The organism is Vibrio sp. KUL80, from assembly GCF_059725495.1.
The window spans coordinates 1,237,147-1,250,598 of sequence record NZ_AP045842.1 but is presented as its reverse complement, the minus strand read 5'-3'; the positions used below and the strand labels follow the sequence as shown (position 1 = coordinate 1,250,598).

General features: G+C 40.0%; 10 protein-coding genes and 1 pseudogene. 3 read left to right on the top strand and 8 right to left on the bottom strand.

Going from position 1 to position 13,452, the window contains the following annotated elements; genetic code table 11:
- Positions 1–11 precede the first annotated feature (11 nt).
- Genes rhaD through rhaB (AC6I8U_RS22015) form a run of 3 tightly spaced genes read right to left on the bottom strand, consistent with a single transcriptional unit; the run spans position 12 to position 3,475 of the window.
- Positions 12–824: a rhamnulose-1-phosphate aldolase gene (rhaD, locus tag AC6I8U_RS22025; protein ID WP_498018540.1), complete on the bottom strand. Its 813-nt coding sequence runs from the start codon at positions 822–824 to the stop codon at positions 12–14.
- On the bottom strand, positions 824–2,089 hold the full coding sequence (gene rhaA, locus AC6I8U_RS22020) for an L-rhamnose isomerase (protein ID WP_498018539.1): 1,266 nt from the start codon (positions 2,087–2,089) through the stop codon (positions 824–826). The genes rhaD and rhaA overlap by 1 nt, the downstream gene beginning before the upstream one ends.
- Before the next feature lie 12 nt (positions 2,090–2,101).
- A complete protein-coding gene (gene rhaB, locus AC6I8U_RS22015; RefSeq protein ID WP_498018538.1) occupies positions 2,102–3,475 on the bottom strand; it encodes a rhamnulokinase in 1,374 nt (457 codons plus the stop codon).
- A gap of 879 nt (positions 3,476–4,354) precedes the next feature.
- Here rhaB (AC6I8U_RS22015) and AC6I8U_RS22010 point away from each other — a divergent pair.
- Positions 4,355–5,854 (top strand): BNR-4 repeat-containing protein, encoded by a 1,500-nt coding sequence (locus tag AC6I8U_RS22010; RefSeq protein ID WP_498018537.1) that lies wholly within the window; start codon positions 4,355–4,357, stop codon positions 5,852–5,854.
- Between the two features lie 78 nt (positions 5,855–5,932).
- Here AC6I8U_RS22010 and AC6I8U_RS22005 read toward each other — a convergent pair whose 3' ends face one another.
- Together AC6I8U_RS22005 and AC6I8U_RS22000 are read right to left on the bottom strand one after the other, a co-directional pair.
- Positions 5,933–6,202, bottom strand: coding sequence for a hypothetical protein (locus tag AC6I8U_RS22005; RefSeq protein ID WP_498018536.1), 270 nt, complete (start codon positions 6,200–6,202; stop codon positions 5,933–5,935).
- A 325-nt stretch (positions 6,203–6,527) separates the two neighbouring features.
- A complete protein-coding gene (locus AC6I8U_RS22000; RefSeq protein WP_498018535.1) occupies positions 6,528–7,211 on the bottom strand; it encodes an oligogalacturonate-specific porin KdgM family protein in 684 nt (227 codons plus the stop codon).
- A 333-nt stretch (positions 7,212–7,544) separates the two neighbouring features.
- On the opposite strand from AC6I8U_RS22000, the gene AC6I8U_RS21995 reads away from it, so the two are divergent.
- A complete protein-coding gene (locus AC6I8U_RS21995; protein WP_498018534.1) occupies positions 7,545–8,141 on the top strand; it encodes a DJ-1/PfpI family protein in 597 nt (198 codons plus the stop codon).
- Positions 8,142–8,246: 105 nt separating this feature from the next.
- Here the strand turns inward: AC6I8U_RS21995 and tnpA are convergent.
- From tnpA to rhaB (AC6I8U_RS21980), 3 genes and pseudogenes are all read right to left on the bottom strand, one after another.
- Positions 8,247–8,619, bottom strand: a pseudogene (gene tnpA, locus AC6I8U_RS21990) (IS200/IS605 family transposase).
- A gap of 174 nt (positions 8,620–8,793) precedes the next feature.
- Positions 8,794–10,302 (bottom strand): BNR-4 repeat-containing protein, encoded by a 1,509-nt coding sequence (locus AC6I8U_RS21985; protein ID WP_498018533.1) that lies wholly within the window; start codon positions 10,300–10,302, stop codon positions 8,794–8,796.
- A 311-nt stretch (positions 10,303–10,613) separates the two neighbouring features.
- Positions 10,614–11,990, bottom strand: coding sequence for a rhamnulokinase (gene rhaB, locus AC6I8U_RS21980; protein ID WP_498018532.1), 1,377 nt, complete (start codon positions 11,988–11,990; stop codon positions 10,614–10,616).
- 442 nt (positions 11,991–12,432) lie between these two features.
- Between rhaB (AC6I8U_RS21980) and AC6I8U_RS21975 the strand changes: the two genes are divergently transcribed.
- Positions 12,433–13,392, top strand: coding sequence for an AraC family transcriptional regulator (locus tag AC6I8U_RS21975; RefSeq protein WP_498018531.1), 960 nt, complete (start codon positions 12,433–12,435; stop codon positions 13,390–13,392).
- Positions 13,393–13,452 lie beyond the last annotated feature (60 nt).

The following is a 13,452-nucleotide window of genomic DNA, read 5'->3' as shown; positions in this document are numbered from 1 at the left end:
TCAACGTTTCCTCAAGCCAATGCTTTTTCATTCAGCTTCACGTTGAATGCAGACTCTAGTTCCTTGAACTCTTCTGGTTGAATAGTTTGTCGTTTTCCACCCATAGCAAGAACTTTAACCAATATTTCTGCTGCTTTTTCCGCAGTATCCATCAGGCCAAATGCAAGGCTAAGATCTTCCGCTGAACAGAAAGTACCGTGATGCGCCCAAATAGCGACGTCATATGTCTTCATCAACTCACTGGTGTGTTCTGCAATCGCTTTTCCACCTGGAACCATCCAAGGTACAATGCCTACACCAGCAGGGAATACCACTGGACACTCAGTTGCCATCTCCCAAAGTTCTCGAGTAAACGTTTCTGCTTCAAGCGGTAGAACGAATGTAAGCGCAATCAGATTAGTGGTGTGAGAGTGCATTACCACACGGTGCTGACCGCCTGTCACATCAAATTTAACTGAATGGTTCATTAGGTGCGCAGGCAACTCACTTGTTGGCTTCGCATCATTGATAAGTCCCCACAGAATTTTGTACTGAGCACCATCCTCTGAAACTTGAATAATCCCAGCATTCTCTTCAATGCAAACTTCTACGTTACGAAAATACTTGCCGCTACCGGTGACGATAAAGTACTCGTTAGCTAGATTAGGTACGCTTACACCGATATCCATCCACGTAGACGACTCATTGAAAAACGGACGAGCCTGTTCAACTTCTGACGGTTTTAGACGATATGAAAGGTTACCACCGTTGCGTTCATGCCAACCCTTTAACCAGGCATCCTGCGTGGTTTTCGTAAATTCTTGAATAAATGCTAGCTTTTCCATTATTTGCCTCGCTTGAACAGAACGTCTTGCTCATAGATTTCGATAGACTTGAACCAGTCTTCGTTCGCTGGAACATCGTTGATTTCACAGAAGTAGTTCCAAATATCGCCTAGTGGATAAGTTTTTAGTTCTTCCATCAGTACTAGACGCTGGGTAAAGTCACCCTCATTTTGAAGCGCAGTAAGCTTGTCATGTGGCATCAGCATCGCTTCTAACAGTGCTTTTTGCATGTTACGTGTACCTAGAACCCAAGCAGCAACACGGTTGATACTAGCATCGAAGAAATCTAGCCCTAGGTAAACATTATCTAGGCTGTCGGTACGAACCAACTCTTTAGCGATTTCTTTTACTTCATCATTCAGCGTCACTACGTGGTCACTATCCCAACGAACTGGGCGAGTCACGTGCAATGCAAGCTCATCTTGATAAAGCAGCATTGAAGAAATCTTATCTGCTACAGACTCTGTCGGGTGGTAGTGACCATTATCAAGCAAACAAAGCTTATTGTTGGCAATGGCATAACCCATGTAAAACTCGTGAGAACCAACAGTGTATGACTCAACACCAATACCGAATACTTTTGACTCTACTGAGTCTTTGTTGAATTGCTCATCAACCTCAACAGCAAAAATTTCGTCTAGCGACTCTTTTAGACGTTGACGCGGTTCAAAGCGGTTGCTCGGTGTATCCTTATAGCCATCTGGAATCCAGATGTTAGTTAGACACGTTTGGTCCAATTCTTTACCAAAGTATTCGCCGATTTTACGTGACGCAATACAGTGTTTAATCCAAAAATCACGAATCTCTTTGTTAGGGTGAGACAACGTCAAACCATCACCAGCGTTTGGATGAGAGAACAGACTTGGGTTGAAGTCTAGGCCTAGATCGCGCTCTTTAGCCCATTCCACCCAATTGGCAAAGTGCTCAGGTTTTAGCTCATCACGGTCAATAGCAACGCCATCTGTTTCTGCATATAGTGCGTGAAGGTTAATCTTATGCTTACCAGGGATCAGGCTTAACGCCTTATCGAGGTCTGCACGCAGCTCTTGCGGGTTGGTCGCTTTACCTGGGTAGCTACCCGTAGCAGAGATACCGCCAGACAATTCATGAGCCGCTTCTTCGAAGCCAGTAACATCATCACCCTGCCAGCAGTGGATAGACACTTTTACCGCTTTGAGTTTCTCAAGAACGGCATCCACATCAATGCCCCATTTTGCGTATAGTGATTTACTCAATTCGTATCTATTCTTTAAACTTTGTTCCATGATAATTCCTAATTAAATGCTGTTTCTAATATAATTTTTCGCTTGTTTTAAATGAGCAATTTCGCCCATAGATAACATTTGTACAATAATATTGCCCATACCAGTTGCTTCTACTGGGCCGACAATAACTTCTTTCTTGGTTTCCTGTTCAATTAACTCATTAAGAAACTGATTTTTACAACCACCGCCGATAATATTAATCTTATCAACAGTCTTACCCGTAATACTGACAAGTTCTTCAATATACTGGTTATATGATTTTGCTAGACTTCGATAGACACACATACAGACTTCGCCCGTTGTTTGGGGGATGTCTTGTCCTGTTTCTTTACAATAACCACTAATTTCTTCAATCATATTTTCGCTGACGAAAAAGCGTTCATTGTTTACATCGATAACTGATTTGAAAGAGCTCGCCTCTCGAGCAAGATCAGCTAGCTCTGCGTAGGAGTACTTATAATCCAGCATCCTTGAAACTTCTTGAACTATCCAAAGACCCATAATGTTCTTCAAAAATCTATATCGTTTATCGTAACCACCTTCGTTGGTGAAGTTACTTTGACGAGAGATATCAGAAACTATCGGTTTCTCAAGTTCGGTACCCAACAGTGACCAAGTACCAGAACTCAGAATGACACCATCGTCTTCAAGATCGAGAACACTGGCAATAAACGCAGACGCTGTATCGTGTGACGCTGGTAATACTACCTCGCAATCAAAGCCAATTACCTCTTGTATGGAAGACTTAAGATTTCCAAGTTGATGGCCAGGATATTGGGGTTTAGTAAAGATATCTTTACTAATGCCACACACTTCAAGTAAGTCTTTATCCCAATCATCAGTACCAATATTTAGCATTTGAGTCGTTGTTGAGTTGGTATACTCATTTGCCTTAACGCCAGTTAGGAGATAGTTAATATAATCCGGAATCATCAAAAACGAACAAGCTTGTTGCTTCGCCTCTGAATTCACAGATTTCATCTGATATAGGGTATTAAATCCCATAAACTGAATGGCAGTTTTCTTGTATATTTCTTGGTGTCCAACCTGTTCACAAATATCATCCATAACACCTTTTGTACGACCATCTCGATATGATACGGTATTACCGATAATATTCTCTTCATTATCAAGCAGAACGAAATCGACACCCCAAGTGTCAATACCGACACTTTTTGGTATCTTGCCGATCGTGACACACTGCTTCAGCCCTTCAAGAATATGACCAAATAGCTTGTCCAGCTCCCAACAAAGTTGACCATCAACCGATGAGAGTTTGTTTTCGAATCGATATATTTCTTCAAGCACTATTTGTTCATTCTCAATATGCGCTAATAAGTGCCTTCCACTAGAAGCACCAATATCGACTGCCAAAAAGTAATTCATAACCACCTCCTAGTGTTTGATCTCATCATACAAGAATCAGCGGTTAGCAAAATGCGCTAAATTGCCCTTAATGGTGTCATTTTTTGCTACGCAACCAATCGAGTCCAACACAAAACAAATAAAAAATTATCCCTTTAATTCAATAGATTACAATTCAAAGGTCGGGATAATGATAACGAACACCACCTATTAAATTGTGCGTAGAGTTATCGCGAATACAAGAAGTTAGTCAATAATTGCCACGCTGGGATTTGTCGGTATTCGTCTCAATTGGCTGGGGTGCGAGAGAGTTATATAGTGGTGAAGTAATAAAAAAACCAGTTACCAAGGATGGTAACTGGTGAACTAGACTCAACGTGAACTAGGGGGTTCACTAATAACGTAATTATACTAGACAATCTAGCTAGATTAAATCATGTCTTTACAAGATGCTATATTAAACCTAAATGTAGAAACATGGCTATTTTATGCCAATCTCATGGTTAATTTTTGCAAGTAACTGGAAATATTAGTAATACTATCAATCACCAAACACTAGACATTGAAAAATGAAATCATAACGTGAACCAGATCACAAAACTGATGCAGGACAATCTTAATAAAATATAAACTTTCAGCTAACTTCATCTTTCAACACCCTATTCAGAGGATGTTATATATCACCTTTTAGCTTTCCATCGGATTAGTGATATAGCCTCATCGCCACAGTTGATATCTAGATGCAAATTTTGTCTTCCAACAAGCCAAAAATAGCCATGGAAACAAGCATGCCCCAACTTTACGATAACATAGGACTTCTTTATGCAGAAAATCAACGATTGATAATCCATAGTTTTCTAATTTTGGTTTGTTATTCAATAAAAAATATAAGGAACATTGATGAAGATTAGTAATGACAACATGTTACATGCACAACCTGGTACCTGTACGCAATCTCGATTTAAGAAACGCCTATTAGCATCTGCCATGATATTTTCTCTAGGCACAGCCGCATTCAACGTGATGGCAGATCAGACAGCCAAAGATAAAGGGGAGATGGTTGACTACTTTGCTAACAATGGATTCGGAAACCCTCTTGCCGTAGTTCAAGCGCCCGCAGGGATCTATGAAAATGGTATCACCTATCTTACTTACCAAGGCGACCTAGAAGATCCCTATGTCGTAGCCTACAACCACGACACAAAGGAGTGGCAAGGTCCAATAAAGGCGGGCTTTAGTGAGTTAGGTAAAGATAACTATTGGGCACCGTCTGGTCGCGCGATTGATAATCACGGTAAACCGACGATGATTATCGATGATCTTGGTTACATCCACATTTTCTTCGGCGGTCATGGTGGTAGTGCGCGCCATGGTGAAAACCCATTAGGTGATGTTCATGATGGCAGAAATAAACATATCGTATCTAAGAAGCCATACGACATTTCAGAGTGGTTAGAGCTTGATAACATTCCTCCTTTTGGCAACTACAACCAAGCGGTAAAAATGGATAATGGCGATATCTATCTGTTCTATCGCCATGGTGCCCATGAGAGTGATTGGGTGTACCAAAAATCGACAGACCACGGCCGTACGTTTGAAGATCCTGTCTCATTCCTCAAACACAAAGAACGTGATGACGTAGAGGCAGTCGACAGCTGGTATGCTTGGGCTGTCAAAGGACAAGGCGATGACATCATAATCACTTACGACTATCACTTGTGTTGGAAAACCCACGCAAACAATGGTCGTGGACACACTACAGAACGTCATAACGCTTACTATATGGTATTCAATACTAAGGAAGGGACATGGCGTAATATCCAAGGTGAAAAGTTCGACCTACCGGTCACCAAAGAGCTCGCAGATAAGAAGACACTCGCGGTTAACACAGGGGATAAGTGGACCTTCAATGGCTCAGTGCATTTAGACCAAGATGGTAACCCTCATATCGGAACCAACATTGGTGTTGACTTAGGTGTTAAGAAAACAGGTGGTCCAAAACAGACGTCTCACATTCGCTGGACAGGTGAAGAATGGGTAGGTGGGAATCCAGTCAACCCTGCAGCAGTAAACTGGGGGGTCGATACTCGTGGTGATTTCTTTATTTCATCACCTGAGAAAGTAACCTTTGCACTTGGTTATAAAGAAAAAGGTGATGGCGTCGTCGCTTACTTTACCTCTGAAGATGGCGGCGAGACTTTTAAAAAGAGCCAAGAATTACTTCGCAAGCCTAAATCTGGGTGGGCTATGTCGGCTATGATCACCAATGCTCACCCTGACGCTCGACTCTTTGTCGCAGAGAAAATGAAAGGCGAAAGAGAGTGGAGAAGAATGTATCTAGTGGGCGATAACGGTCCAATCCCACGCTCTTTAGAAGAAGCAACTACGCGAACCAAATAAACTAACAACAATTAAAAGCCTCAACTCGCGCCTACAAAGATGAGTTGAGGCTTTTTTCGTTTCAACCGCAACGTTTGGCTAGTCTATGTCCGCGTCTGACCACATATCCAGAGCTAGTTCAAAATCGTATTCATACTTAGCCTCTAAACTCAGATTACTGCACTCTTCAGAGCTCAGGGTCCATGAACTGCTCTCAATCCGAGAGCGCATTTCATCAAAGAACTGCACCTGTCCTTGGGTGTTGTTTGAGGCGATAGCAACGCCATACGCCTCACAAACATCTTGATCGGTCATTGCATAAGCGCTCAATGACATACAGACTGAAACTACTGCAACAACTACTTTCATGTTTTATTCCTCATTTCAATGGTGGGTCTCATCAATAAATGTAGCCAACATCACACTTTTATCAAAAAATATTTTTCAATAATATTTTCAATGGCAAAAATAAACACCAAACAGAACCAAATTAGCCAAAATTTCAGTGTTATGAACTATGAAATGAGAATGGATGGAATCAGTAGAAAACAGTATCTATTGCATTGTAGATAAAAAAGTAGGATAGAGGTGTAGTACATTTAGCTATCGTAATTGTTCTTATTTTGCTGCCATAAAAAAACAGACCCTCAAAAGAGGGCCTGATTTTATATAATACCAGCTAAGTAATTTTATACTAGAAGCTATACAAGAAGCCTGCCCTTGTACGCAGTTGATAGTCTTCTGAGGTCGCACTAACTGGTACACCTGCAAACGTAACAAATGGCGTCCAGCCTTTAGCAACGCGGTAATACGCTTTGAACTCTAGATGCTGTTTAAAGTCATGGTTATTATACTGTTTTACATTGTCTAGGCTTTTAAAGTAGTCATATTGCACACCTAAAGTCAATGCTTTGTGTCGATAGTTTAGGTTAAATTGATATTGACTCTTTTGTGTTGTATCTTTGTCGCGTTCGTTACGAACGAAAAACTCATGCTTATACTTCAGCTCAGTAGAGAAACCACCTCCGAGCTGATAAAGCATGCCCATTTGTGGCTTGTACATCAGACCACTGGTTGCCGATGTCACTTGGAGTTGTGGGATGAATCTTAACGAATCATTTACGTTATAACGATAACCAAGTTGAACCTCACCACTACCCAGTTGATACGTGCTCAACGTTTCGCCTTTATGAGAAACTTGTACGCCGAAGAATGTGTTACCTGAGCTACCACCCAGCTTGATGAGTGTCGCATTTTTATTGAACGCTTTATTGGGATCAGACAAGTGTTCTTGACGGACCATCAATGTTGCTGAGAGTGCAGAGGTACTGATAAGGGTAGAGGCCACTGCTAATGCTATTAGATTCACTTTTTTCATGTTTCAATTCCTTGAATTATTATTTTTCAACCAAGTATCGTAACGAAGTTTACTTGGCCTATATTCAATCTTTTGTTTTGCCAACTTTATAATTACAATTATCTCTACAAGTTATAAGATTTATTTTTGTTAACTCCTGAGACAATTTCTGCATAACTACCTAGATAATGTTAAAGTGCTTTTGTAATACAATAACGATAAAATTAAAGCAATAGTGATTAAATGCGGGAGCAATATATGATAAGTCATTGAGCAATAATAGTTATTGTAGATAGTATGAAGTCCATCGATACTAAAAGCGATGAATACATTTAATTTATAAGGTAATGCGGTATGAAAAATGTTGCACTTTTACTCAGTGACGGATTCGAAGAAGGTGAAGCTATCAACGTGATTGACATATTGCGTCGCTTGCAGCTATCAGTGAAGGTGTTGTCCTGCGATCCAACCGTCAACCTTACCTCCTATCATGGAGTAAAAATTGTTGCAGATGACCTATTATCGGCCAACACGCAATATGATTTCGATGCAATTGTTCTTGTTGGTGGTCCACCGAATACCGACAAACTGGGTACAGACAGTCAGGTGATCAGCTTTATTGAAAAACACATCAGTAAGGGAGCTTATATTGCAGCGTTATGCTCCTCAGGTGCAAAAGTTCTAGCTAAGAACTCACTGTTGGGTACTCATCGCTATGTTTGCTGTGGGAGCTTCCACGAAAATTACTCTGATGGCTCTTACATCAATCAACCCATTGTTATGGATGGCCAATTTATTACCGGGCAAGACTATGGCTACACAATCGATTTTGCGTTTGCGATTGCAGAGGTTCTACTCGGCGACACTAGAACCAGATCTAATGAGGTTAATGATGTCGACTGGGTAGCAAAGCATATTAATTATCGTCGTTTTACTGAATACAGGCTGTGATAACTCGTCTTTAGTAATTGTAACTTCGATTTATATGTAAAAATCCGCCTTCTTAGAAGGCGGCTTTAGCTTTCAGCTCCCTCAAAGGGGGCATCTCCACGCATGTTAGTTCGTCTTCAACTCCAACTGAGCCTCATACTCTTGGTCTTTTTTGTCTTGATGTCTAACGTAACGCCGAATTATGTCCTCGTTCACTCCTACCGTATCAACAAAGTATCCCCTCACCCAAAAATGATTTCCCCATAGTTTCTTTCGAATATGAGCAAACTTATGAAACAGGCGAATTGCAGACCGCCCCTTCAAAGTACCCATTAACGTTGAAATTGAAACTTTCCTTCATATTACAGAGTATGTAGATAGACTTGTACAACTCTTTGGCTACGTTGCCCTTAAGAATTTTGAACCTGTACTTTGGAGTCCAAACTATATGGTATTTGCATCGCCAGTAGACGTGTGATGAACTTCTATAATCGCCCATGTTAATTGTTTCCTCTTACTTGTGGTGAATAAGAGTCTTACTTCTAACATGGGCGTGTTTTCGGGCAACAGCCCTTAGGAACAATCACCACCGCCAAAGGCGGTGGTTTAGGGATGACAATAAAAAGGGCCAACAAGATAATCACCTTGTTGACCCTTTTATTATAGACTTAGATTATAGATCTAGGTCAATAACTTGTAGATAAAGTGGACGAGAGTTCCCTTTCCCACGTTCCATTAGATAGTAATACAACTTACCATCTGTAATATGCACTTTCCCGTGGCTAAACTTCTTGTCCGATTTGGACTCATAGACACGTTCAAAGTCGTTAGTACCACCTTTCGCTTTTTCAATATATGGTTTTCCATTTTTGCTCAAACCAATAATATAGACGTTATCACCAGCAGTATATATATTAGAAGCACCTACAAAATCATCAGTAATAATAAAATCTTTAGCACCAGCAGGCTTATATGAGTGTAGATTAACCCTCTCGTAATCTGAGCGTTTTTTATCTCTGGACTGAACAAGGCTGATCATGTGTATGTCGCCCTTCTCTGTCACAGTCCAGTCAAAGTTGCGTACAATATGGACCGAATCTTTTTCAGTATGACTAATATAGTCGCCTGGCTCAAACACCTTGATTTCATCTGAATTGACAAGTGGGAACGTCATGCTCTCACCTGAGTGGTTTTTCCATTGACCATCACCACTTGGGCTATCAGAGTATGCGTAGTAAACGCCATTTTGATAAACAAATTTATCGTCCCGTTTGGCGCGCTGCTGGAAACCAACCCTAAGCTTACCATTAACATACTTCATACTGCCATACAGACCCCAATTGTAGGCATTTCCTTGGGATTTAGCATTTAAAACGTTAAATTGGTTCCAGTCAGACCAATGACCTTTCTCGGCATCATAATGAGCAAATACATATCCACCATTATTGTTACCGCCTTTACGCATATAAACCAGTAAGGTGCCATCATCGTTTGTGTAGAACGTTGGATAAGTGAGGCCGTGGTAGTTGGCGTAATCAATCTTGCCACTAAGCGTTAAGTGCTTGTAGTCATTGTCACCTGCACTTGATGGGCTGGTGTCCTTAACGAACTTATCCAGCGTGAAATCTTTATCCGCAACCTCAGCAGCCCCAGGCACACTGTATGAATAGCGGAAGTAGTCCTCACTAAATGAGCCATCTGCCGGTCTATCTTTACCATATGCATGCATATCATAAAGCATATGAATCGTTCCATCGATCGGACTTATCTCAACCGCGATGGTGTTGTGTGACTCACCGATGTGCGGTTGATTTAGAAAACCTGTATGTTGATGTGGGAATTCAATCGTTTTAATAGCACCAGTTTTAGTGTTAAGTCGACTTAACATGACGTGTCGATCTTGCTTACCGCCACGATACCAAGTCATAAACACGTAGTCTTTGTAGGTTTTTACACTGTCTCCATGAGCTGAGATCTGAGGGCCAAATTTATAATCATAGACATCAGAACCGTTGTCATCGGCATGTCGAGCTTTAATGTGCTTCCCGTCAAAATGTAGGGCTCCATCGGTGATTTTTACTTCACTCTCAAGAGTGATAGCTGCATTGGCTACTCCAACAGGTACAAATATCATTGAGCCTAATATAGCACTCGTACATAAGCTAAATTTAAACTTATTCATTGGCATTCCTATAACAATTACTTTTGCTTCTCGTTAATATAACAGTTACTTATTATTTGTTTGCTTAGCGAATTTAGATATAAATAACACTGTCTATATAGTTTATCAAGATAATTACCAGTAAGTAACACATACTATTGCAGTAAAAAATGACAATATTTGCCATGTACAGATATAACACCACCATTTTATACCTAGCAAAGTCAAGTTCAATATCGCTTGTGAGATCACATTTATGAACTAAGTATCGTTGACTACTAAAATTAACAAACTATATCACTTTGAATATCAAGTAGCGATTTGTGACATATTTATAGCTCACTACATCTAATAATTTCTTTTGCCGAAGATAAGTCGGAAATTTCATTAATCGCAATCATCTGTGTGACTATGTTACCAATCCCTGTTGCTTCAATCGGGCCAATAATCACCTCACGTTCCGTTTCTTTTTCTATCAATTCGTTGAGGAACTCATTCTTACACCCACCACCAATAATATTGACAACTCTAATTTCTTGCCCTGTGATTTCGGATATTTCATCAATATATTTCTTGTAACAGATTGCCAAACTACGGTAGACACAAGCACTGACTTCTCCTACGGTCGACGGTGGCACTTGTCCCGACTCTTTACAATAATTGACTATTTCTTCGATCATATTATCGCTTACAAAGAATCGTTGGTCATTCACATCAATTACTGAAGTAAAGTCTTTTGCTTCTCGAGCCAGGTTAACAAGTTCTGAGTACGAATATCGATGATCCAAGTTTCGTGACACTTCTTGGACAATCCACAACCCCATTATATTCTTCAAGAATCTATAGCGCTTGTCGACGCCACCTTCGTTTGTGAAGTTCTTCAACCTTGACTGTTCGTTGACTATAGGCTCTAGTAATTCCTTACCTAATAGTGACCATGTGCCTGAACTAAGAATGACACCGTTGTCTTCTATGTTTAAAATACTAGCTATGAAGGCAGCTCCAGTATCGTGAGTCGGTGGTAGAATCACCTCACAATCAAAGCCTATTTCATCTACCAACTCTTGTCTTAACCTGCCTACTTTTGATAACGGAGGAAGTGCTTCATGAAACACCTCTTTCTTAAGGCCAACAAACTCAATCAACTCATCGTCCCAGTTATTAGTTTCGACGTTAAAAAGTTGTGTTGTGGTGGCATTCGTATATTCGTTGACTTTTTTTCCTGTCAGTAAATAGTTTAAGTAATCAGGAATCATTAAGAAAGACTTGGCTTGTAACTTAACCTGTTCTGGGAGTTTCTTTAACTGGCAGATGGTATTGAAGTCCATAAATTGAATACCAGTTTTAGCATAGAGCTCCTTGTCACCAAGTTGTGAGCAAATCTCGTCCATTACGCCATGGGTTCGCCTGTCTCGATAAGACACAGCATTACCAATCAGACGATCATCACTATCAAGGAGGACAAAATCTACTCCCCACGTATCGATACCAAGTGCTGCTGGCTTCTTTCCCAATTTTGCACATTTTTTTAGGCCGGTAACTATTTCAGAGAACAGATAACCAAGATCCCAACAAAGTTGGTTGTCTACATTAAAGATTTGATTTCCAAATCGATGGATTTCTTCAATCTTGAGTTTGCCATCATCTAGATGGCCCAACAAGTGTCGTCCGCTTGAAGCACCAATATCAATTGCTAAAAAGTAATTCATTACAACCTCCAATCGTCACTGATCAGTTATTGTAATTTGCTAGAACACTCCAATAAATACAGAGCTTTGCACTCCAAAACATCATTTTTTGCTAGATAACTCGACCATTTGCCCAACTTGTCTTGGCTGCGCTTATGACACTATGCTGTCGACTGTTCGGTGATATTGGTGCGTAAAGCACTGTATGTAGATAACGAATAGATACAAGGTGATCTTTCCGACACCGAGGGTAGTTACTCCCATCGTGATCGATACCAAAAAAAATACATCTAGCACGCCGCCATTGTTGACTCAAATCACAATTAAAACTGAGGTTCAATTTTTTTTCTTGTTTGTGTGTATATTTTAAATCCAGTAGGGTACGTGGCAAAAGTTGGTCGTTAGAAAGTCAATGTTTGCGAAACATCACACGAGTAGAACTAGATAGTAAGCGAGGTTTATTATGGATAGAGGACTTTACAATTTCATGGAAAAGATGAGATCTACTACTATCGAAGAACAGGCGATAATCAATAGAGATTCTGGTATCGATAACAGCATTTTTACCGATAGATACCGAAACATCATATCGTTTGATAAAGTCTGTCCAACAGGTAAGATGATATCTATAAGAAAACATACACGTTTTATCCATTACCCTGCTCATAGCCACGATTACGTCGAGATCTGTTATGTACTGAGTGGGCATTCGCTACAAATTGTAGAAAATGAAGAGGTGGACCTACAAACGGGGGATTTATTATTCTTAGGCCCAGGAGTGACACATGAGATTTATCCTACTGGGGATGATGATATACTAGTAAACTTTATTATCCATAAAAAGTTCTTTAGCTACATTTTCGAATTTATAAATGAAGACTGCAACTTATCTAATTTTTTTACTGATGTCGTATTCAAAAAATCTGCGACCTCAGCGCTTATTTTTCCAACAAAGGGGAATAATAGGCTTGAGACGTTGCTCAATGAGATGCTTTCAGAATTAGACGATGAGGAATATTTAACAGAGCCACGTGTTAAGTTCTTACTCGGTATTCTTGTTCTTGATCTAACGCTGGAAAATCCTACAATAATTGAGAAAGTATCCTATGATCAAGGTGTTCTGTGTAAAGTAATTACCTATATGGAGAAACACCTTAAAACAGCCAACCTAAATGAGATCTCTGACCAACTAAAAATGAAGAACTACAATTTGTCTAAGCTGATTAAAAAAGAAAGTGGTGTCACATTCAACAACCTACTTAGAGAGATTAGATTTAATAAGTTCTGTGAGATAATTAAGATTAAGAATATAAGTATCAACGATCTTGCAATAGAAGTTGGTTTTTCTAATACCAGTGACTTCTACAAAAAGTTCAAAGCCAAGTTTGGTGTATCACCAAGGGAATATAGAAACACTCACTAATTAAGGTATCCCAAATTAATAATGACATTTCCGCAATTTCAACTCTGATTCAAACATTCA

Coding starts and splice junctions, on each gene's coding strand:
- AC6I8U_RS22005 (WP_498018536.1), bottom strand. CDS start 6,202: ATGAAAGTAGTTGTTGCAGTAGTTTCAGTCTGTATGTCATTGAGCGCT.
- AC6I8U_RS22010 (WP_498018537.1), top strand. CDS start 4,355: ATGAAGATTAGTAATGACAACATGTTACATGCACAACCTGGTACCTGT.
- AC6I8U_RS22000 (WP_498018535.1), bottom strand. CDS start 7,211: ATGAAAAAAGTGAATCTAATAGCATTAGCAGTGGCCTCTACCCTTATC.
- rhaB (WP_498018538.1), bottom strand. CDS start 3,475: ATGAATTACTTTTTGGCAGTCGATATTGGTGCTTCTAGTGGAAGGCAC.
- AC6I8U_RS21985 (WP_498018533.1), bottom strand. CDS start 10,302: ATGAATAAGTTTAAATTTAGCTTATGTACGAGTGCTATATTAGGCTCA.
- rhaA (WP_498018539.1), bottom strand. CDS start 2,089: ATGGAACAAAGTTTAAAGAATAGATACGAATTGAGTAAATCACTATAC.
- AC6I8U_RS21975 (WP_498018531.1), top strand. CDS start 12,433: ATGGATAGAGGACTTTACAATTTCATGGAAAAGATGAGATCTACTACT.
- AC6I8U_RS21995 (WP_498018534.1), top strand. CDS start 7,545: ATGAAAAATGTTGCACTTTTACTCAGTGACGGATTCGAAGAAGGTGAA.
- rhaD (WP_498018540.1), bottom strand. CDS start 824: ATGGAAAAGCTAGCATTTATTCAAGAATTTACGAAAACCACGCAGGAT.
- rhaB (WP_498018532.1), bottom strand. CDS start 11,990: ATGAATTACTTTTTAGCAATTGATATTGGTGCTTCAAGCGGACGACAC.